Origin of the sequence: Pedobacter sp. GR22-6 (assembly GCF_037402555.1) — a bacterium.
Taxonomy (GTDB): Bacteria; Bacteroidota; Bacteroidia; order Sphingobacteriales; family Sphingobacteriaceae; genus Pedobacter.
This window is the reverse complement of record NZ_JBBEUC010000002.1, coordinates 239,738-262,688: the sequence shown is the minus strand read 5'-3', so window position 1 is coordinate 262,688 and position 22,951 is coordinate 239,738. Positions and strand designations below refer to the sequence as shown.

Sequence of the window (22,951 nt, the reverse complement as noted above, 5' to 3'; positions counted from 1 at the left end):
CAAACCAATGATAAAGATCACCATTATGAAATTATCAAGGGGCTTCACTGATAAATTTCAAACGTGTCAATTTATGTGGACTTTATGTATCTCATGGAATCTCCTGACATATTGCAGAAAAGCCCCCTCTTGGTAGCCATTTAACATCCAATGTATCCTTACTGGTGAACTGAAAATACTGGGTGCAAAACGCGGTATCATATTCCCCATCTTGGATCAGTACCACTCTATAATTTTTGCCCTGCTTAAGAAAATCAAGTGAAATTCTGAAGCTCTTCCCCTGATCAGTTCCATTTATACCTGCTAAATACCAATCGTTTCCTTTCCGTCTGGTCAATGTTATACTCTTGCCTGGATAACCATCCAAAAACTTAGTATCATCCCAACTTGCAGGTACTTGCCGCAAAAAGGCCTTCGGTGCATCCGGCAAATTATCATAGCCTTCAGGCCTATCAGCAAAATGCTGAATGGCCGATTCAAAAACAACTGATAGTGCTAATTCATGTGCCACTGTAGTGGTATGAGCGTATTGAGAATTTGTAAAAGTCACAGGAGTATAATCCATAGGACCGATAACATTACGTGTAAAAGGAAGCGTAGCATTATGTGAAGCAGCTCGTACTGTCATTTCCGGTCCGTTGTTATATTGCTCTGCACCGAAGACCGCTTCCATACTCATCAGATTGGGATATGTTCGGCTCCAGCCGCGTGGAACTGTGGATCCATGAAAGTTTACCATCAGCTTATATTTTGCCGCATCCTCGAGAATGTCAAGATAATACTTGATCATATGCTGTTTGTCGCTTTCAAAAAAATCTACTTTGATACCGAAAACTCCTAACGAACTCAGCCAAGCAAATTCTTTCATTCTATTTTCATGCGTCAGCAGTCTGTCCCTTGGAGTTGAACTGACTTTATTATGAGGACCGCCGGAATTGTACCATATCATAGGTTTAATCCCTCTGCTTTTTGCATATCTCATCGCATTTTCCAAATCCCCCCCATTTCCCATTTGATCCCATTCCCAATCAAATAGTGTGTACGGCCAATCCATACGTACCGCCAGATCTATATACTGCTTCACCTTTTGGTAGTCCATAGTCCCGTGGTTATTTGCCCAATACACCCATGAACTTGTTCCTGGCTTTATCCAAGAAGTATCCTCAATCCTTGAAGCTGGACTTAAATCTTCTATAAGCGTGGACTGTACCAGATCAGAACGGCTTCCAATTAGAACAACTCTCCATGGCGAAAACCAGGAAGTGGATATCGAGGGATACACACTAGCGACACCGTTTCCATCTGAAGCAGCAGGGAACACTAGCTTATAGTGATTGTCATCTTTAGTGTTCTCAAACTTAGTTGCACAGTAGCTACTATCCAATCCCGCTTCCGAAATTAGCATCCAGCACTCTGTTTTGTTCATCGGTACTCTAAATAAACCTGGATAACCCCATTGACCTTTCTGTACTCCATTCTCCTGGCTCGGATAGAAACCCTCATAACTGGTTGTAAAAGCTTGAAGCCAACGATTTGATTCTGGTTTGATCTCATAAGTGGTCAACTCATCATTAACTCTAAGCCTTTCATTGTCTCTACTGGGAAGTTGATAACGGAATGCTATTCCGTTATTGTAAGCCCTGAGAATGACGTTCATTTTATTCCCTTCTGAATTGATAAACTGAAGGGTGCTTTCGACTGCATTGTTTTGACGGTCTTTCCGCTTTCCATGTATGGCACTGTACTTTTCATGGATCTCTACTGGTCTACCAGCCTTTAAAAACTTAACATTGTCTGCAAAACTGGCATTGCTTACGCTAAGTCCCAACTTAATAGAGGGAATGACTACCGCATAGTTTTCACTGTCCTTATAACTTACTTTCAAATTCCAGCTTTTGAGCGAATCAGTATTTGGAACTAGTGCAACTTCTATCCTGCTATTTGGAGACTTGATTTTGATCTCTTGTCCCCTGACAAATTGCACGACAAAAATAAATGGTACGAATGCTATTGCTAGACTTGTAATTTTTTTCATGTAGTCTATATTACGGTTTGTAAGTTTTCCATGCTATGTGAATTTTTGGAGAATAAACATTTCTTAGTGCGGTAACTATCCTGATTTATTGATTCCTCGTTACTGAGTTGAGTTGAAAGTGAATCTCTGGTCTTATTCGATTTTGAATACAACTGAAGTTGAGTATGGCATTTGCTCAGGGCAGGTGACATAAAGCCCGTCTGCTTGCTGGTTCCATTTCAATTTCCCTTTGTATCCAAGGAGGGTCACTTTTTTAATTTCTAAATTCAAATGCTGTTCTTTGGTAGCAAAGGATTTGATCTTTAATTCAGTACCGCCTTGTGGACTTGTCATACAAAATGCGTAGATCGCCCCAGCTTTTCCGACTGTGAAACGAAAATCCTGAGGGCCAAATTTAAAATCAGCATGTTGCCGACCCAATTTCCCTCCAGGAAGCATCTTCAATTTACCCTTGATATATTCACCCTCCCCGGCAACTTTCCAAGCCCTACTCCCATAGACCGCTTCTCCATTACGCCGCATCCAAATCCCTACTTCTTTTAGCATATGGGTACTGCCTTCATCAAGTGATCCGTCTGGCAGTGGGGAGATGCAAATTGCTGCATTTCCATCCCTGGCTATGGCCTCAATGATATAGCGAATCATCATCCCTGAATCATAGGTAAAATTCGGCGCGTAATACCAATCCCCTACTGGAATTTCAGCGATCCAGGGCTGGTCAGTTTTAATGTTTTCCGGGATTGCAAATTCCTCTGTAGTGACCGTTCCGTTAGTTTTCTCTCTGAATTTAACGATGCTGAATGTATTCACCTTACCGCGACGCTTGAGTGTTCTGTTGTAGTAATCCGCCATCACATGCTGCATGGCATCAGCCTTCAAACCTGTGCCTGTGCCCTCACCAGAAAACGGCCCCTGAACGGTACCATCCGTATAGATAAAGTCTGGGTCATAATGTTCTACCACATCCATCATCCTGAGCGCCCATTGTGTAGCATACCATCTGGCATAATCCAGGTGTCTGCTGAAAATTCCTGCAGAGGGCGGAGACCATTCGGTGCGGGCTTTTTCGGCAACACTTTGATATTCACGTAAGTCAACACCATACAGCTGACGAGGATCAAAGCCATCCCACCATTTCCCTTTACCATCAGCGAGCTTAAGACTACCATCATAAGGAACTCCCTTTTTATCACCCTCACTATCTGCCCCAAAAGCCGTTTGCCACCACCACCAGGTATACTCATGATGGAAAGTTACCCCATACTTCATGTTATTGGCGCGACAGGCTTTTGCCCACTCGCCCAACAAATCCCGTTTGGGTCCGAGATTAACCGAGTTCCAGGGTTGATAACGCGAGTTCCACAGGTCATAATTGTCATGATGAACCCCCTGAATCATCAAATACCTGGCCCCTGCATCCCGATAGATCCGGGTCAGCTTTGCAGGATCAAATTTAGTTGGATTCCAATCCCGAAGGAGTTCTTTATATCCAACTTCGGAAGGATGGCCATATTTAGCCAGATGATTTTTATACGCTAAGCTGCCAGGTTTATACATGTTGCGTGCATACCAGTCGCCGCTCTCACCCGAAGCCTGAGGACCGAAGTGCACCCAAATCCCAAACTTTGCATCGCGCAACCAGGATGAATCACCTGGATAGTTTTTTTCGATAGACTCCCATGTAGGCTTGAATGGACCATCTGCAATGGCCAGATTGAGCTTCATTTCCGGGAAGGATTTCCAGTCTCCCATCGGATAGCTATCTATTGGTCCAGGGGCAGGAATTCGCGGAATTGGGATGCTTTTGGATGCCTGAGATGGTTTAATTTGAGCGAACACCTGAGGATGCTGGCAGACAACACTGATAAAGAGGCAGAAGGCGATTGTCTTTTTAATTTTGAACATTATGGTTAGATTATTTTATAGAGAATTGAATTATATTGTGTTGTCTAAAAATATTTAATGTGATAATTATTTTGATACCAAACAGCTTCACAAAGCACTACCACGGCTGATTTCCGAAAATTAAATAACACAAACAGGTTAAAACTAGCGAAGATGATGGCTGATCTGATATTCCTTTGGAGTCTTTCCAGTAACTAGTTTAAAACTCCTATGAAAGCTGGTGAAATTATTGAATCCTGACTCATAGCAAACTTGCTTAATGTCCATACGATTTTCTAGTACTAATTTGCATGCATACCCCACACGAACATCTGTTAGAAACCTAGAAAATGTCTTGCCACTATGCATCTTGAAATATCTACAGAATGATGGAGGTGCCAGGTCAGCTACCGACGCTATTTCCTCTAACTGTATTTTTCGCTTAAAATTGCTTAAAGTATAGTCATAAATATCAGAAATGCGACCAATACTCTTGTCACCTACCTCACAGTTGAATCCTATGGATGATAAAAAAAACACAGGCTTCAATTCCGCTATCAAATAAAGGCATTCCAGTAACCTGGTGATCCTTCGCAGACCTGAGCTCTCAGCTATTTCTATTATTAGCTGACTCAATTCACTCGTAGCAAGGGCAGGGATGAGAACCCCTCTTTTAGCCTTTTCAAGCATCTCCCGTATAGGTTTCAGCTCAGGAAGATGAAGAAACCTTTCACCGATAAAGCTCTCTCTGAAATGGATCACCGTAGCTAAAGGAGAAGATGAGGCGCTGCGCGCTATCCAATCATCGTCGAATTGCCAGTAATGTGGCAGCTCTTTACCTAATAAAATAATATCCCCTGGGTTGAATTTCTGGATATGGTCACCTACAAACTGTGTACCAGTCCCTTGGTGAAAGCAAACTAACTCCAGCTCTTCGTGGTAATGCCAACGGTTGTTGATATTAGGCACCGCATCTCTTCTTACATGAAAAGATTCATTCGCGTTGTTTGTTATTTTAAGTTGCTTTGGCTTCACAGGAAATTTGAATGATGTTGATGGAATTTTTAAACTTTCACGGCGATCAGTTTTTGATGATAAAGGGCGTTCCAGAAATCATCCGGCAAGCGAACAGAGGCCATGTCTATATTCTTCGCTATATTTTCGGGTTTGCTCGTATTTAATGCAATGGATGAAATTCCAGGGAATTTTATCCCAAATTCGAAACAAGCTTCAGCGGGTAGAATGCCGAAATCTTCACAACACTTAAAGAATGCTCTCCTCCATTCAATTAATGACCGCCCGGAACTAGCACCAGGATCGACCGGTAAGTAGTTATAATAGTCTCCACCGATCAAGAAGCCTCCATTAAACACAGCAGAATTGATCACCTGTGTTCCGCGTTCAGCCAGATCGGCGATAAATTTCATTAGCTCCCTTGGGTGCGAGTGCAGTGTTAGGCTATTGGCAAACATTACCCAGTCCAGTTCAATATCTTTTGAGATCTTTTCGATTACCTTCCAATTTTTAGCACCGACCCCCACCGAATTAACCTTACCCGCAGTCTTCAGTTCGTATAATCCACGATAAGCATCCAGGATGTCTTTGTATCGCAGATTATAATCCGCAGCATCTGAACTTGCGCTTAGATATTCATCCGGATCGTGAACGGAAACCATGGAAGCATCGTAACGGCCGAGTAATGAATTACCTTGTTCAAAGCATTCCAAAATTCCTTCGTAGCTAATTTTTTGAACGGCATCACGATCCAGGCCGAACCAAACACCTTTCTCAAAGGTAGGCTCCGCCTCTAGCAAAGGGACCTGTAACCAACCCAGCTTATTACTTATCACAACGTTTTCGGATTGCACATCTATTCTATCGAGGCCATTGCCAAGCACTTCCAATGCCAATCCCGCACCGTATTTACCTGCAGTATCAAAGACAGCAAGTTCAGTCCTGGAAACTATCTGTTCAATGATCTCATATTTAATTTGATCATCAAGGACACTATATAAATTACCCAGGCTACTGGTTCCAAATATTACCTTGGGAAGCAATGTCATATTTTTAAGTTATAAGTTAACGGTTACTGTTATTTGACTAAAAAATTAAAATTTCACTGAAGATTGCTAGGAAAGTTTGAATATCTGTTCCATTAGGATCCACTTCTCACCGGGCTTTGCAAGGGGCAGGGCTTTTTGATAGCTCCACATCAGATGCTCCCACTCTTGAACCTTTGGATTGGATTTATCCATCTCAGCCTTTCTGCTAAAATCAAAATCGTCTCGCGTGACCATAATCATAAAAAGCCGATTTTGCGTTCGGTATATTTCCATTTCTTCAATACCAGATTCCAGAATACTGGCTTGAACTTCAGGCCATGTATTTTGATGGTGAAGCTCATACTCTGCGATAAGTTTAGGATCGTCTTTTAGATCTAATGCCAGGCAATGTTTTTTCATATCTATTCTGATGTCTAATTAATTCAATCGGCTAACAAAAAATGTATATGCACCTATTTTAGTATCCGTTAAAAATCGATGAAACGCTGATTCTACAACCTAACAACACGTTAAAAATACAGTATCATCTAACTTCAGTATACTACACATCCAGGTACTGATTTAATATCAGAAGATTTTCAAACTATAGTTGAACATCATTAAATTAGAGTAGATATTAATTTCAGTAATTCGAATCAATTAAGACATTTAGTATTTGGTTAGTTTATATGATTATTTATTTAAAACTTACTAGTGTGGAATTTTAAACTAATCAAATGTATTCGATTCAGATAAAAGAAAACAGATTCAATCTCGACTTTTTTATATAAAAAACCGACATTATGGTAAGTTTCACTTCAAATCATGTCACCAGGCTAATGATTTTAACTTAACTTAGATTTCAGCTTTTCGTTATGTCCAGAAGAATTTTAAAAACTACTTTTTCATTATTAAACGTAGATTACGTGCAACTGGGAGAGAAATGGAATTATAATAATGTTCTAAGTCCTTATTTTAGATTGTATTATATTGACTCAGGCTCAGGAACGATCTCAGATGCGAGTAATTCTATTGTGCTTGAACCTGGCTACCTGTATCTTATTCCCAGCTTTACCTTGTGTAATCTTTCCTGCAACGCGCGACTCGGTCAATATTTTGTGCAGTTTTTTGAAGACTCCGCAAATGGCATATCGTTATTCCATACCAACAGATCTGTACAAAAAATTCAGGCCTCAGAGCTGGATATAATGAATTTTAAACAGCTGTTATCCAGTAATCCCAACAGGGGAATTAACAGATCAGACAACCCAAAAATTTATGAAAAAAATGTCTTTTACAAAGAATATCAGGAACTAAATAACCAGCAAAGCCTTTCCGTGTTCATGGAAACCCAAGGGATCATTATTCATTTGGTTTCGAAATTCTTATCAGCGACCACCTATAAACCTCAAGACCTAAATCCTATACCCACCAAAATCATGTCTGCAATAAGTTACATTACCGTGAATTTAGATAAAGAATTAAGTGTAACGCAGCTTGCAGAAAGAGCCAACTTAAATCCAGATTACTTCTCCAGATTATTCAGGGAATCAACGGGGAGCCGGCCAATAGATTATATGCGTGAGAAAAAGATCGAACGAGCTCAATACCTGATTGTCACTACTCGACTCACACTAGCCCAGATCGCAGAATTAACGGGCTTTCAGAACTCATTCTATTTTTCAAAAATATTTAAAAAAATAACTGGCATTGCACCCGGACGCTACAAAAAACAATTAGAGTCATCGAAAGGTTGACAGGTCAAATGTTTACAGTATCCTTTTAATGAATTGTAAACTTCAAATAAGGTGCAGGAAAAATTCCGTGCACCTTACTAAATGAATAGAGAACTGATCAATTTTTGTAAAGTCTGGCTTGTCGAATTCTTATACTGGAATTTCCCACAGAAAACATCGTCGAAGCATATCCTATTGTGATTTCCTGCTGTTGAGAAAGCATAAAGTTTATCGCATAATCTTTGCCGTTCTGCGAGTTGTTGAGGAATCTAAAATTACCAAGTGACTGTCCAACATTGGCAATATCAGGTAACGAATTTCCTAATGCCACAACAGCATAGGTTCCTTCCAAGCTATTTTGCGAACCATTTGCAATCTCTGATATGGTAGTTACAAACCGATAACTCCCAGCTGGCAGCGTTAATGTCTGATAGATTTTACCGTTTGTGATCGATGGGGTTCCCCAGAATTCAAAAGCTATATACCCACCGCCATTATAAGAGTCGAATCCTCCAACTCCACCGGACATATTTTTTGCCGCAGCATTGGTTATCCATTCAGCAAGCTCACCCCACCTACCAGACATTTTGCTTGCAATAAATGGATAGCCCGGGTTCTTTAAAGACAGTTCAGTAATCTGCCTAGATTGGTAAGCGCTGCGAAAAGTATCAATCGACAAAGAATCTGGCTTAAACAATGTCCGATAGCTAATTGGTTCGCCAAGTTTACAATCAACAAGGATAGTCTGTGAGTCAGATTTCTTAACCCGCTTTGTTAGCTGTTGACCATCAAGCGTCGTATATTTGATTTCAGCACCCAAATTTGTCGTGTCTGCGGCCCTCCACTTCACTACAATTGAGCTATTACCAGTTTGATAGACGGCACTTTCCATAATCCTATTGAGCAAAGACTTCTCGAATTCCTCTCCATAGGAAGCCCCCTGTCGAGTGCTGACAATGGACTGGTCTCCTTTCTTATTGTAGGTAAAGACTTCAAATGTATAATTTCCTTCTGGCAGCGGATCAATTAACACTTTTATCGTGTCTACCCCCTTTCCGCGGACGATGGGAATATCAAGGTGATTTGCCTTATTATTCCAATATACTACAGCTTTCACGATGTTAGGATCCGAAGTCAGCAACCAGGAGAGTTGTGCTCTATTTCTCCCAGGATAAACCTTTAACGAATCCGCCTTGCCCGGATAAACGATCACCTTTCCGTCAGTGTACTTTTTATAATCGTCGATTTTAGTGCAACTCATACAAACCAATATGACTGCAACAAAAGAATAAATAATGTTTCTTTTCATATCCATATTATTAATCAATCATATTGCTATTTATCATTACCAAAAAATGTCATCTCCGACACATGAGCGGCTTTACCGCCTGGGCCAATCCATACCTCAAGAACACGAATGCGTATATACCTTACCGGGGCAGCATCCAAAGGGATCGTCCATTCTTCACCACGGGCTGCGGCAGCGACATCTTCATTGCTATTCAAGCCGGTAGGCTGTTTTGATGGCTTTTTAGATTCGCAACTTACCAACTTGGTCCAGTTCGTATAGCTCCCATCTGTGGCTGGATTATTCGATCCCCACACCTCATACCGTTTTGGATTTCCATGATTGTAAATCCAAACGCCTTGACGCTGCCAAAGTGTAAACCGACTTAGCTTAGCGGTGACACCAAGATCAAAACTGACCTGCAAAGGCATACCAACATCGGCTGTGTGCCACATGGAGCCTTCAGCAGCGATCACCCTATCCCATAGGTTTGCCACGGGTAATCCCCATCCAACAGCGGCATCCGTTGGTAGGGTAGATACCTTAAACTTACTTTTATCCAGTTGCCTCTCAAAAATAGGAGTTAAACTGGCAATAGCTGTATCCGTGCGGTTATCCCATCTATCTCTGATGTAAACACCAAAAATAGTTTCTTGGGAAGAAAAACCTCTTGAAGAAAAATTGCCTTCCTTGACCTTAGTATAGATGGTCTCCTTGGTAGAGAAATTACCTAAAGAATCTTTATAACTCACAACCAAAGCGATATTGGCTTCTGTTGGATTTTTAAAGCGAATGTTAATTCCACCAAAATCGTCTACCAATTCTATACTACGTCTAATTCCAAAGATAGCCGGTTCCTGAGCCCTAACTTGGATAGTCATAGGTTTTGACCTGTTTTCACTGTTATCGACGGCGTACAAATTAACATCATAAACTGCCGTGTCAGCAAATCCATCAATCGTTAAGGAATTGATATACGAGGATGCTTTAGTCCGCACTACCTTACCGTACTTTGTGGTGTACTCCGCCATGACATACATCAAATCCTCATCTGAAGGCAGATTATAAGTTATTTTAACCGCTCCTGCTGTAGACACCGTGCTGGGACTTGATATCATGCCAGGGGCGACTTCGTCCTGCTCCAAGGGAGCCAGTATATCTTCTTTACAGCCCAGTAAGAAAACTAAACACCATAATACAAGTGTGATCGATTTTATTTTTTTCATAATAACATTAATTATTTGATAACTTACTCCTACTGCCACTACCATCCCGGATTCTGTACGAGGTTGGGATTAACGACCATATTATTTTCCCTTATAGGCCATAAGTAATCCCTGGGGGCGGTGAATTTTTGATTGAATAAAAGCTTTCTACGATAGTAATTAACTGCATCAGTTTGCTCAATATCCCAACCGTAAACACCAGAATTGAGCGACGTGGAAGCCTCTTTCCAACGTTTTAAGTCCCAAAATCTACTGCCTTCAAAAGAGAGTTCAATACCACGCTCCTGGTGAATGATTTCACGAAGACCAGCCTGATCCATATACTTATCAGGCCTAGTAGAGTGCTGTGACCAAGATTCTTGCACAGACGCTAATCCAGCCCTGGCTCTAACTAAATTTAGGTATTGATAAACTGTTTCTGAGGGACCATCTGCCTCATTTACCGCTTCTGCGTACATTAAATACAAGTCCGACAATCGGATCACCGGCCATGGATACTGCTCTTGTGAATAGGCGAGTCCATCTTGGATTACAAATTTCCAATTGACCAGCTTTTTAGTGAAGTATCCAGTAGCAGAATAACCAAAGGCAGCGCGTCTGGATTGGTCCTGGCCTGATTTAGCTTGTACTGTCCAAGTCTTATTTTGCATATACCACATCCCGCCATCAAAACTCATATTTGCGTAGAATCGCGCTTCTCTGTCAAAATGGAGACCTGCGGTGGTATAACCGTTTTGTAAATAATCCTGATCGGCGGCAGTAGCCGTTCTCAAGCTGTAGCGATTAGAGAAATCCCAGTCTTTGTCTTCTGAGATGGGAACTCCATTTTTAGTATAGAACATTTCGGCCATGCGCATTGTTGGTGCAAGTTGTCCCAGCGTAATTTCGTTGCCAGACCTCGCCGGATCGAGTCTGGGCATGGATTGTAGCTGTATCCCGGATCCTGTTCCATTGGTAAATCCCCAAATCAGCTCTTGATTCCATGGTTCACACACGCTATTCCGAATGCTCATCTCCTGGACAAGCCTGGCAGAGATGTTAGATAAACTTGAATTGAAATTATACAGTGTAATCCCTGCTGTATTACAGTTTTCGATAGCAGCTTTACAAGCCTGGGCGGCATTAGACCACTTTTCTTTGCTGTAAGTAGGATTGAATAATACAGTACCATCCGAATTCTTTAGCCCAGCGTAATCTGCATTTCCGTTGAAAAGTGGGCTCGCGGCCATAACCAGTACCCTTGCCTTGATGGAAAGCGCAATAGGCCTTGTGATATGCCCCAATTCAGAAGACCTGTTTTGGATAAGATTAGGTAGTTTTGCTGCTGCAGTGTCCATCAGTTCAGTGATGTAACTGACCACTTTGTCAATAGGCTCTCGTTTCACCCTTACTTCTTCCGTAGAAGCTGTAATCGGAAGATTCTTATCAATGATTGGAATTGGACCATACATCCTCAAAAGGTAAAAATGATAGTAGGCTTTTAAGAATTCTACTTCTCCGGTCCATATTGCTTTCTGTGATGGATCCAGATCAGGAACCTCATTCACATGTTCCAGAAAAATGTTACAATCCCGGAGGGCTTTATACAGTGCTTTCCCCCCCTGTGCCCCATCCCAGTAATTTAGCAATGGTTCTACCAAAGACTGATTCCCCCTGGCAATCATTTGCGGGTTTTCAGGTAATCTGCTCAAAGGTGTAATTGGCCAGTAGGTCCAAAATTCATCACTGGCAAGCATACCAGGATTCTCATATATGTAACTCTCCTGAGGAAGGTAAGAGTAACAGGTGAACAGGTATTTTTCTGCTTCTATCCTGTTGGTAAATGCGTTGTCGATAGTGGCAATATTATCCGGAACAATATCAAGATAGTCCCGCTTGCAGGAGCTTGCCAAAATAAAAATAAAAAATGCTAAAAATATGCTTTTCTGTTTCATGATCTTATAATCCAATTTGTAAGCCCACATTGTAAACCCTTTGAACAGGATAGCCCAGGCCATTCCCTCCCATCTCAATATCCCAAAGTTTGAATCCACTAAAGCTGAGCAAGTTTGTTCCGCTTAAATAAAACCTGGCACTACCCAGCTTTACCCGATTGAGGATTGACTTGGGTATCGAATAACCAAGTTCTGCTGACTTCAATCTTAAAAATGATCCGCTGCGCATGAACCAGGTATTCGTTTGGAAGTTATTATTGTGATAGGTATCACTCAATCGCGGCCAAAGCGCAAAAAGATTGCGGTCATCTTCAGACCAGTGATCATCTGCATAAGCGGCCAATAATCCGTTTTGGGTTCCGCCCAATGACTCTCCAGAATAATTAAACGGGATAAACGGTGCTGTAGCAGCGGTGTTTATCCAAAACGAAGAGCGTGCTGATCCCTGAAAAAATACAGAGAAATCAAAACTCTTGAATCCGCTTGAAAAACCAAATCCATAAATGATTTCAGGGTCAGTAGGGAGTCCGATAGGTACTCTGTCAAGGTTTGTTATTTGCCCATCGCCATTTACATCTCGGTATTTGATGTCACCCGCGCCATACGCGCCATAGGTTTGTTTTGGTGAATTGGCAACATCATATTCATCTATAAAAAGCCGCTCTGCAATCAAACCAAAGGATTGGCTTAATGACTGACCAATGCGTGATAGATATCTTTCTTTATACTGCGGTTCTTCAAATTGTAAAAACTCACTGTGCGCATAGGTAAAGTTCCCATGCAGGCGCAGCCATAGTGAAGAATTGAAATTTTTGTTGTAATCCGCAGAGATATCTACTCCATTGGCTCTAGCTTTACCTGTATTTGCCTTTATCGCCGCCGCCAGTCCCATTGTACTCGGAACGGCAGCACGCTCCATCAGGATATTGTTTCTCGTTTCAGAAAAAATGTCCATCTGCAAGTTGAAATCCTTAAAGAGTGTCAGTTCTGTACCGAAGTTAAATTTCTTCGCTCGCTCCCAGGTGATGAAGGCATTATCATACCGATTGATGGTAATTCCGTTTTTTGTATAAGAAAATTGTTCACCAAATCTTCCGCCTTTGTTTCCATCGGACATATTCACCTCTGACAGGTAGAAAAAACGATCATCAGCACTGCCTATAGCATCATTACCCACTAAACCGTAGGTAGCCTTTAACCTCAGCTTGGTGACTACCAAACTTATTGGTTTCCAAAACTTTTCATTCGATACCTGCCACCCTATACCAACCGCGGGGAAGAATCCGTATCTTTCAGTCTTATAGAAACGCTCTGAACCATTGTATCCAAAATTGACTTCGGCCAAGTACCTGTTGTCATAGCCATAAGTAAATCTCCCGGACACACCCTGATTACGATAAGGAAGGGATTTCTGCAAAGTGCCGTTGTTGGCAAACAGTTGTTCTCTTCTTTGATAAACTAGCAACCCCGTGAGATCATGCATTTTTGCAATTTGCTTATTATAATTTACCGCCGCTTCCATGTAGGTGGTGGTATTGATATCTTTAGTACCTTCGCTGTAGTTAAGATATTCCGTCGCGGCGCCTTCATTTAATAGGGAAAGTGCATAGGTATCGTTCAAGTTATTATAACCGCTTGCACTATAATAGAAAGGATTGTAATTTCTAGTCAAATCAAAATAAGAATACCTTGAAGTATTGAACATTCCCCTGGCTGATAGTCCCGGTGTCAAAAAGGCCAAATCCTGCTTCAGCTCAAATTGAGCATTCATCAATGAGCGGGAGTAGTCGCGGTACCCTTTCACTAAATCCGCATAAGGATTAATCAGGAGACCATTGCTGGAATTTCCGAACAATATATGATTGGTCTTTGGCATCTGCTCTGTCGGAAAGTATGCAGGAAAAAGCACTGGATTACTTCGCATGATTTTCGTGTACAACCCGCTCCCACCGTCGATCGGACCAGTGTAATCATCAAAACTTCCTGATAATCTGACAATTACTTCGGTCGTCTTGGTCATGTTTATATTGATGTTTGATCTTAGCTGATAAGATTTCAGATTGATGTTGCTATTGAAATTATTTCGCTGATCAACTTTAAGCAAGCCATTATCATTGTTAAAAGTACCTGCTATATAATATCTGGCAATTTTTCCACCTCCATTAGTACTAAAATTCATACGTTGGTTATTGGTTTGATCTTTCAATAACATGTCCTGCCAGTTATTTGCAGGGTATACGTAAGGATTTGCTCCTAAAGTAGTCTGATCTATCTTATTCTGGGAATAAGGAAGCACACCTAATGGATTTCGGGTCAACACAGCTTCATTAGCAAGTTTCATATAGGTAATGGGATCTGCAAATTCCACATTCCTGGTATTTGCTGAAGTCGAATTTTCAAAACGCACCTGGATCTTTGCTTTCCCCTCCTCTCCAGATTTTGTAGTGATTAGAATCACTCCATTTGCACCCCTTGCACCATAAAGTGATGTTGCCGTTGCATCCTTCATAATTGAAAAGCTGGCAATGTCGTCGGGTTGCATTCGTGCAAGATCAGTTGAGGTCACCTCAATACCGTCAATAAGGATCAGGGGGTCTTTTTTATATCCGAAAGTGGTCACCCCGCGAATGAAAAACGAGGCATTATCCTGCCCGGGTTCACCACTGCGCTGATAAGCTATCACACCAGCAAGCTTTCCAGCAAGCGCCGTTGTCAGGTTACTGGATGGAACTTTCAGATCCTTAGGATTGATGGTGGTTATGGCACTGATCATGCTTGACTTCTTCTGCGTTCCAAACGCGACAATGGCAACCTCGTTCAGTTGATCATTTTCTGGTTCAAGAGTCACGTTGATACTGCTTTCACCTTTGATTTCTACCTCTTTAGATTTAAAACCTATCATGGTAAACACCAAGGTTCCATTAGCAGGGACTTTAATGGAAAATTTTCCATTCACATCCGCCTGAACTGCTTTTTTGGAGAACTTGAGTGTGATGGTAGTTCCTGGCAATGCTCCTCCTGCGTCGTTAACCTGACCTGTAACAACGATTTCATCCTGCACTAAACTGGACATTGCCTCTGAGCTGTGGTATAGGTTAAGAGCAAAAGAACTACTGGGATAATAAAGGCATAGTAGCGTCAAAGAGATGCATAATAGCGACGTTTTAAAAGCATTAATCAGTTCAAAAGCTGAAGTTCTGAATCGATAAAGCTTCAAAGACGTTAAAGTAAAAATATTCATATGGTTTATATTTGGTTTGACTATTACATGGATCAATAGAGACTTTGGATATGAGTCTAGGGAGGTGCACGCCAATTGCCGACTGCAATAAAATGGGTAGAAGGTAGACTGAATTTAATCATAGCATTCACATTATGTTTGTGCAGTAGTCCAGAATTCATTTACAAAGGAATCATCCGCTTTACGCTCTGAGGAAAGTTCGGACATGCTCCAATTGTAAACTAAAAGGTTGGATGCTTACAGCATTTATATTTGGTGACACAAATAAAGCTGATGGCAAAACCAGAAAATTACAGCGGTTATCATTCTATTCACTAATTTTAACATAAAATGCCCCCATACACACAAAATATCGGATATGTCAATAGACTAGTCGGATTCGTCTATGTCCACTTAAAATTCACACCATTCTTTTTAGAGTTATTTCCATAGCGGAGCTATAAAATGATTTCACGATGTATAGCCGTGAATGTCACTGTGATGAGCTATAAAAACAGTATGTAGAAAATTACTTTTTACGAATGCATATCTGAATGGATCTTCGGGCTTAAAAATTTTAAAATAAAAATGAAAGCAAGCGTTTTTTGGAAGAAAATTAGGAAAAGAGTTCTTGGGATATAAGGCGTAACCACCATCCGGCGGCTACGCATTTTAACCAAAAATCCCGGAATCCTGAACAAAATTCCGGTAACAGTTTGTGTTCAAAAAAAATGAACATCTTGTATGTCTAGAATAAACTTAAATGACTTCAATACACTCAAAAGATTTATTGGCGTTCATTTATGCTACAAAGAAAATAAACAATACCATTGGAATTTCTAACCATTTTACCATTACATTCAGTCATTTTAACAAAATGATACACACATTGGAATTCCAGGTTACATGAAGAATTGAGTCCTGATATTCTGGAATTCCTTGCCCCGATCATCCGAAGACCTCAAGCTGAGCGTAGCACAAAGCTGGTCATCGAACTCATCGATATCTATGTCACAAGTGCCTATCCCAGGTAAACCGGCGGGAAAGAAAAGAAAAAAAACCAGCGCATGAGCAAAGTCAGTGCTAACGCGCAGACCATTAAATGTGCGGGCAATCAGGTTAACCGTGGTGATCATAAACTATGCACCATCTTTCTGATTAAGACCCTGTTCATCAATAATTTAGAGCTTTTCGATAGACACTTGGGACCGATATTGCTTCAATTGGGCGACAACTTTCCGTCTAAAAGCCTGCCAGATTTGGAGCACTTTGTTAAAAACCTCCCTAATAATTACAGGTTTGTCATAGAACTCCGTCACGAGGAATGGTTTAGTGATCCAGCTTACCGGAAAGCTGCATTTGACCTTTTCAGAGATCACCATATCGGAACCGTAATCACTGATGCTCATGGTAGGCGAGATTGTTTACATATGGAACTGACCATTCCTGAAGCCTATATCCGGTTCAATGGAACAGATGGTCAAAACCGGACAATCGATTATTTACGGATCGACGATTGGAGTAAGCGGATCAACATGGGTAGACAATGGGCTTCAGAAACTCTACTTCATCATTTCTCAACGCGATGATTCAACTACACCAGAACTGGTGCAATATGCTATTCAGCGGTTTAACCAGGTACTAGGTACATCCATACCTGAAATTGATTGGAAAGCTGATGCGGCAGTTACTAATGTACCCATGATGTCAATTAATGAATGGGCAGCATACGAAATAGCGCAAATCAAAATTGATATTGAAAATGGTCGTGGTGAAATCACCGACTAGATTTCTGAAATAGGATCCCAGAATACATTGCTAAAATCCTGTACCTGGTCATCATTTATGATTATTCCCTCTGTTTCCAGGAGTTCCTGCATTTGCGTAGGTGTATCGTAATGATGTTTTCCTGTGAGTAGTCCGTTCCGATTTAGCACACGGTGTGCAGGAACTTCGAGTCTCGGGTCATGCGCAAATATCATTGCAGTACCGACCATTCTGGAGGACTTGGCGGCACCTAATGCCTTTGCAATCGCCCCGTAGGTAGTCACCCTACCAGCGGGAATTAGCCGGGCAATCTCATAAACCTGATCGTAGAAGGAATTGGAGTCCATGGATTAAAAGTAGCAAATAAAAAAGCCTCTCAAGAGAAAGGCTTCAATTACTTGGCTAAATGTTTTTTCACAGCCGCTCTAGAATTCCCTACGGCTTTGATCGCGTCTTTAATTTCCTTGGCAGTCACGCCAAACTCTTTTGCCGCATAAGATACTTCAGATGGATCATTGGCATCGATCTTACTATCGTCCCTGCCGTCTTGTTTGTTTTTATCGTCAGCCATAATATTTAATTTTTGGTTCTTAGTATAAACAAGCCGGACGGATAACTGTTTTTAGCAAATCATGAAAGGCCAGATCAAAAAACTTAAAACTGATGTAGAATACACGGGTGCGACACTAGTCCTACAACCTCAGGTCTATTCCATTGGAGATCAGTTTTATTGTGAATTGAAGAAAGGAAAAGTAAGCGTAAAAGGAGATGGCACAACTCCAGAAGCAGCAATGGAAAGTTGGGACAAAAATCTACAGAAGCACTTATCTATTGCGGACTCAAATGATCAAATTGCACAATATGTAATCGCGCTATTAGCCAACGTCGCAGACGAGGAAGAAGCGTTTCAAACCGAAAAATCAGAGAAGAGCCAAATGGATATGTAAGCGCACCTTGCCTGCATAGATGATCCAGAAATGACTAGGCAAGTCAGAGAATTTTATGAGCAATTCGGCAATCGTAAAAAGAAAAATCATAAAAATCTTCATGTTCGTGCCAAGTAGATCGTCACCCTCTCAATTCGATCTAAAACATACTTGATGACAAACGAAGAGCTAAATGAATTGATTGCTAAGTACAAATCTGGCAAATGTTCCGACGACGAAAGAGCCTTTCTCGAAGATAGTATCTTTTCTTATAATGAGCATATCCCCCCACTTAATGAACAAGAAGTCGAGGCCATGTGCGCAAAGATATTTGAGAAGCTGCCGTCCAAGCCGAATGGAAAGTTAAAGCTATGGTCCGTAATTATTGCTACCGCAGCAACGCTAGCTTTGTCTGCTGGCGTCTATCTCATTGCGAAACATGAGCTCCTAAGTCCAAGAAGGGAAATAATAACAAAAACGGATATTGCTCCAGGAAGTAATCGAGCTATTTTGAAGCTAGCCAATGGTAAAATGATTCAACTTGCTGGCAATAAATCTGGGATCAAGCAAACGAAGTCAACTTTAATATATGGTGATGGTACACCCGTTGGAGTTCAAAATGGAGATTCAGAGATCAATGCCCTTATCACACCAAAAGGTGGACAATATACTTTAACCCTATCCGATGGCTCAGTGATTACTCTAAATGCAGGAAGTGAGTTAAAGTATCCGGCGCAATTCCCCGACGTAGGGGAACGGAAAGTATATCTTTCCGGAGAAGCTTTCTTCGAGATCACTAAAGATAAGAACCACCCATTTATTGTGGAATCCAGAGATCAGCGAATTAAGGTATTGGGGACAAAATTTAATGTGAATAGTTATGCCTCTCACGCTGCTGCTACTACGCTAGCTGAGGGAAGTGTCCAACTTACCAAACTAGCCAGTCCTACTGAGAAACGAGCCGATGCAGACAATCTTATATTAAAACCAGGAGAACAAGCGATTGTGGGAAAAGACAAAATAACTGTCTCTCAAGTTGATGTTGATTTAAACCTTGCCTGGATTTATGGAAAGACCGAGTTTGAAAACGCCGAGCTAAAGACTGTAATGCAAATGCTAGAGCGCTGGTATGACGTTGAGGTGGTTTATAAAAGCTACCCTCAGGCTTCCCGTTTTTCCGGATCAATATCCCGAAATAAAAACCTATCTGAGGTACTCAGACTTTTGGAGACCACTGGAGAAGTCCATTTTAAAATTGACGAAAGGAGGGTTATCGTAATGAAATAAAACAACAAGGGATTGAAAAAAGCCAGGAGCGTGTACTAGACGCTCCTGACTAAAGTTCAGTTCGAATAAACATGGCTAACATATCAATCAACTAAACCAACTCAAATGTACAATTTTTACATTAACGGTGCACCCGTCAGGGATCGCATTGTCAAATTTTTGATCAGGATGAAATTTATCATCGCATTAATGATCGTCAGTTCCATGCAACTCAGTGCCGCATCATGGGCACAAAACATAACAATAACCACGAAAAACGCAAGTTTGGTAGAAATATTTAAAATCCTGCGCAAACAGACAGAATATGATTTCATCTATAGCCAAAAACAACTGATAGGAGCTAAAAAAGTCAATTTGAATGTACGTAATGCAAATATTAAGCAAGTACTGGACATCTGCTTCTCGCACCAGCCATTTGGCTATGGGATTGACAACAAAACTGTAGTAATAATACCGGTTAATCAGCAGAAGTTGAATATCTACCTTCACGACATTAAGATTCGGGGTAGTGTCCAGGATTCTTCGGGATTCCCAATCCGGGACGCGAATATTCGAATTTTGGGAAATGATCTGTCAACGAGCTCCGATGAGCGCGGCCAGTTTAGCTTGAATTCGGCATTAAATCAAGGTGTATTGATTATTAACCATATTGGGTACGAGCCAGCGCAAATCAGCTTCAGCACTGGAAATCCTGGGCCTTTTCACATTGTGCTCTATGAACGGAAGAGTAGACTCAAAGAAGTTCAGATCATCAGTACTGGCTACCAAAGCCTTAATAAGAAGCATTTAACAGGAAGTATTGAAGTTATAGACAGCATTTCTTTGAATAGAAGAACTGGAAGCAATATACTGGATCGTTTAGATGGCATCACAAGTGGCCTGCTTTTCAATAGAAATAAGTCACAACCTTCGCAAAGTGACATCAATATTCGTGGACGCAGTACTATAAATGGGGAGGATCGGCCATTGATCATTTTAGATCAATTTCCATACGAAGGGAGCATTGACAACATCAACCCAAATGACATTAAATCGATCAGCATATTAAAAGATGCCTCAGCAGCAGCAATATGGGGATCTCGGGCAGGGAACGGTGTAATTGTGATCACCACAAATTCAGGGATGTACAATTCTGGACAGTTCATTAACGTGAATAGTAACATCACGATAGCTGACCAAACCGATATTATGGAATTACCTTGGTTTAACAACTCAGATTGGATTGACGTAGAAAAGTTTCTATACGACAAGGGTGCTTACACCAATTTGATATCCAGTAAATTTCAGCCGATATCGGCGGCAGTGGAGATTTTTGAACAATCACGTTTAAAAAATTTGTCTCCGGGTGATTCATCTATTAAAATTAATGAATTAAAGAATAACGATGTCCGAAGGGAGATCATGAAACATCTTTATCGCCCGTCACTGAATCAGCAATATGCGATCAATCTTACAGGAGGCGGCATGAATAACAAGTATTATGTCGCCTCGGGATACGATAACAATCTGGAATCTAAGACCACAAACAGCTACACACGTTTTAACTTCACTGCAAACGACAGTTACTTACTGATGAAGAGTAAATTGGAACTCAATTTCAAAATGTTGTTAACGTTGAGCTCCAACAAATCTGGAGACACCTACATGCCTGTAAGTCCATACGATCACATAGCTGGGGAAGATGGAGCGCCGTTAGCGGTCGTGAAGAATTTACGAATGTCATACGTCGATACTATAGGGGGTGGAAGGCTGCTGGACTGGCGCTATCGTCCGTTGGAAGACAACACTGCAAATAATACATCAAATCTAACTGGCGTAATTTTCAATGTCGGCGCTAGCTATCGCATCGCGAGTGGTTTAAAAACTACATTACTATATCAATTTCAGAAAGAGATAATCAATTCGAAAACATTTTATAATGAAAATTCATATGCAGCCCGAGATTTAATCAACAGTCTTTCTGCGATTAATTATAGCACAGGCTCAGTTACCCGTATTATAGAATCAGGCGGAACATACTACAGTAGAATCAGCGAATTGAATGCGAATCAAGGTCGGCTTCAAGTTAACTATGAAAAACCTACAGGTGATGACCATGAACTGTCTGGGATTGCGGGCTTAGAAGTAAGGAACAACTTTACTGAAAGAATTCAACAAAACTTTTATGGCTACAATGAATTCACCAGAACAAACGTCAATTCAAGCTTAAATCCGCGCAATGACTATCCATTGATATACGGAAATTCATTAAGAATTGACCCCGGGCAGCAATCCGGCTACTTATCTGACCGATTTATATCTTATTATGCAAATGCAATCTATGCATTCAAAAGCCGGTATTCGGCATCATTTAGTGTTAGAAAAGATGAGTCTAACCTATTTGGCGTAAAGTCAAACCAGAAAGGCGTGCCACTCTGGTCGGTGGGTTTTGCATGGACAATCAGCAACGAAAACTTTTTGAAACCGGAATGGTTGACACTGCTAAAGTTTAGGTCAAGTTTTGGATATACGGGTAATGTCAGCAAATCCATCAGCGCCTACCTGACAGCTAGAGTGACAGGCAACAACTCCAATGGTGCTAGTTTCAGCAGTATTATCAACCCTCCTAATCCCGCACTAAAGTGGGAAAGAATCAAAATCCTAAATCTTGGATTGGATTTTTCCGCATTTCAGAACAGGATCTCAGGAAGTGTTGAGCCATACATCAAGTATGGACTAGATCTTTTTGGAATCAGTTCACTTCCTTCACAAACTGGTGTGCTTAATTATCAAGGTAACTTCGCAAACACACTTACCAAAGGGATTGATGTTATTTTGAACAGCTCAAATCTAGATGGAAAGTTGAAATGGCAAACCAACATTTTGCTGAGCAACGTAAAAGACAAAGTCACTAAATATGTTGCTTTACCGAACACCAATCTCAGCGTGATCCAATCCCCAGCTTTAAACCCCATAGAAGGAAATTCGTTTTTTTCCCTCTATGCATATGAATGGCGCGGATTGGATTCCAACGGAGATCCACAACTTCAGTTTGAAAACTCAACCAGTAAAAACTATAGTGCTATCAGCAATTCGGTTAACCGAAATAATCTGAAATTAATTGGATCCTCCATACCAACTATCTACGGCAGTTTCAGAAATGCTTTCAGTTATGGCTCAATCACACTGTCATTTAATATGACCTATCGTCTTAATTACTTTTTCAGAAGGAATGCATTTAACGGCTCACAGAGTACTGCAGGATTTGATATGGCAGCTGATTTCCACAAGCGATGGCAGAAACCCGGAGATGAAAGCATTACTTCAGTGCCTGCTCTTCTCTACCCTTCCAATTCACTTCGAAGCACAGTTTACAGTTATTCCGCTACCCTTGTGGAAAAAGCGGATAATATTAAGTTTCAGGATATAAGAGTTGATTGGAGCCTAAAACCTGGAAAAAGACCAAATCGTAATTTCAAAAGTTTCGGGCTATATACCTACGTTAATAATATAGGGTATATATGGCGTGCTAATGAGCACAACATAGACCCCGACAACCCCAATCCACGCCTGGGAAATCTAACTTTCCCTTTATCAGTTTCATTTGGTTTTAAAGCAGTATTATAA

At 41.0% G+C, this 22,951-nt stretch carries 17 protein-coding genes; 5 read left to right on the top strand and 12 right to left on the bottom strand.

Annotated elements, in window-relative coordinates:
• Window positions 1-91: 91 nt before the first annotated feature.
• The 5 genes from WAE59_RS08685 to WAE59_RS08665 form a co-directional block, all read right to left on the bottom strand.
• Window positions 92-2,035 (bottom strand): glycoside hydrolase family 97 protein, encoded by a 1,944-nt coding sequence (locus tag WAE59_RS08685; protein ID WP_337855561.1) that lies wholly within the window; start codon window positions 2,033-2,035, stop codon window positions 92-94.
• A gap of 132 nt (window positions 2,036-2,167) precedes the next feature.
• Window positions 2,168-3,940 (bottom strand): alpha-L-fucosidase, encoded by a 1,773-nt coding sequence (locus WAE59_RS08680; RefSeq protein ID WP_337855560.1) that lies wholly within the window; start codon window positions 3,938-3,940, stop codon window positions 2,168-2,170.
• 144 nt (window positions 3,941-4,084) lie between these two features.
• Complete coding sequence (locus WAE59_RS08675; RefSeq protein WP_337855559.1) at window positions 4,085-4,954, bottom strand: AraC family transcriptional regulator; 870 nt, start codon at window positions 4,952-4,954, stop codon at window positions 4,085-4,087.
• A 29-nt stretch (window positions 4,955-4,983) separates the two neighbouring features.
• Window positions 4,984-5,982 carry an aldo/keto reductase gene (locus WAE59_RS08670; RefSeq protein WP_337855558.1) on the bottom strand — a complete coding sequence of 333 codons (999 nt, stop codon included), beginning with the start codon at window positions 5,980-5,982 and terminating at the stop codon, window positions 4,984-4,986.
• A gap of 66 nt (window positions 5,983-6,048) precedes the next feature.
• On the bottom strand, window positions 6,049-6,381 hold the full coding sequence (locus tag WAE59_RS08665; protein ID WP_337855557.1) for an L-rhamnose mutarotase: 333 nt from the start codon (window positions 6,379-6,381) through the stop codon (window positions 6,049-6,051).
• 455 nt (window positions 6,382-6,836) lie between these two features.
• On the opposite strand from WAE59_RS08665, the gene WAE59_RS08660 reads away from it, so the two are divergent.
• Window positions 6,837-7,718: a helix-turn-helix domain-containing protein gene (locus WAE59_RS08660; protein ID WP_337855556.1), complete on the top strand. Its 882-nt coding sequence runs from the start codon at window positions 6,837-6,839 to the stop codon at window positions 7,716-7,718.
• Between the two features lie 97 nt (window positions 7,719-7,815).
• On the opposite strand, the gene WAE59_RS08655 is transcribed toward WAE59_RS08660, so the two are convergent.
• From WAE59_RS08655 to WAE59_RS08635, 5 genes are all read right to left on the bottom strand, one after another.
• A complete protein-coding gene (locus tag WAE59_RS08655) occupies window positions 7,816-9,006 on the bottom strand; it encodes a DUF4998 domain-containing protein (RefSeq protein ID WP_337855555.1) in 1,191 nt (396 codons plus the stop codon).
• 26 nt (window positions 9,007-9,032) lie between these two features.
• Window positions 9,033-10,211 carry a DUF5000 domain-containing lipoprotein gene (locus WAE59_RS08650; protein ID WP_337855554.1) on the bottom strand — a complete coding sequence of 393 codons (1,179 nt, stop codon included), beginning with the start codon at window positions 10,209-10,211 and terminating at the stop codon, window positions 9,033-9,035.
• Between the two features lie 38 nt (window positions 10,212-10,249).
• A complete protein-coding gene (locus tag WAE59_RS08645; RefSeq protein ID WP_337855553.1) occupies window positions 10,250-12,145 on the bottom strand; it encodes a RagB/SusD family nutrient uptake outer membrane protein in 1,896 nt (631 codons plus the stop codon).
• A gap of 4 nt (window positions 12,146-12,149) precedes the next feature.
• Window positions 12,150-15,218 carry a SusC/RagA family TonB-linked outer membrane protein gene (locus tag WAE59_RS08640; protein WP_337855552.1) on the bottom strand — a complete coding sequence of 1,023 codons (3,069 nt, stop codon included), beginning with the start codon at window positions 15,216-15,218 and terminating at the stop codon, window positions 12,150-12,152.
• Window positions 15,219-16,267: 1,049 nt separating this feature from the next.
• Complete coding sequence (locus WAE59_RS08635; RefSeq protein WP_337855551.1) at window positions 16,268-16,501, bottom strand: hypothetical protein; 234 nt, start codon at window positions 16,499-16,501, stop codon at window positions 16,268-16,270.
• Here WAE59_RS08635 and WAE59_RS25855 point away from each other — a divergent pair.
• Window positions 16,433-16,954: a DUF72 domain-containing protein gene (locus tag WAE59_RS25855; protein ID WP_443147256.1), complete on the top strand. Its 522-nt coding sequence runs from the start codon at window positions 16,433-16,435 to the stop codon at window positions 16,952-16,954. The two genes, WAE59_RS08635 and WAE59_RS25855, sit on opposite strands and share 69 nt — an antisense overlap.
• 195 nt (window positions 16,955-17,149) lie before the next feature.
• Here the strand turns inward: WAE59_RS25855 and WAE59_RS08620 are convergent, their stop codons facing one another.
• Both WAE59_RS08620 and WAE59_RS08615 read right to left on the bottom strand, forming a co-directional pair.
• Entirely contained in the window at window positions 17,150-17,479 is a 330-nt protein-coding gene (locus WAE59_RS08620; protein ID WP_337855548.1) for an MGMT family protein, read from the bottom strand.
• A gap of 47 nt (window positions 17,480-17,526) precedes the next feature.
• Window positions 17,527-17,703 (bottom strand): DUF3606 domain-containing protein, encoded by a 177-nt coding sequence (locus tag WAE59_RS08615; protein ID WP_337855547.1) that lies wholly within the window; start codon window positions 17,701-17,703, stop codon window positions 17,527-17,529.
• 61 nt (window positions 17,704-17,764) lie between these two features.
• Here WAE59_RS08615 and WAE59_RS08610 point away from each other — a divergent pair, with 61 nt between their 5' ends.
• The 3 genes from WAE59_RS08610 to WAE59_RS08600 all read left to right on the top strand — a co-directional run bounded on the left by WAE59_RS08610 (window position 17,765) and on the right by WAE59_RS08600 (window position 22,951).
• Complete coding sequence (locus tag WAE59_RS08610; protein ID WP_337855546.1) at window positions 17,765-18,079, top strand: hypothetical protein; 315 nt, start codon at window positions 17,765-17,767, stop codon at window positions 18,077-18,079.
• Between the two features lie 153 nt (window positions 18,080-18,232).
• Entirely contained in the window at window positions 18,233-19,345 is a 1,113-nt protein-coding gene (locus tag WAE59_RS08605) for a FecR family protein (protein ID WP_337855545.1), read from the top strand.
• A gap of 168 nt (window positions 19,346-19,513) precedes the next feature.
• A complete protein-coding gene (locus WAE59_RS08600) occupies window positions 19,514-22,951 on the top strand; it encodes a SusC/RagA family TonB-linked outer membrane protein (RefSeq protein WP_337855544.1) in 3,438 nt (1,145 codons plus the stop codon).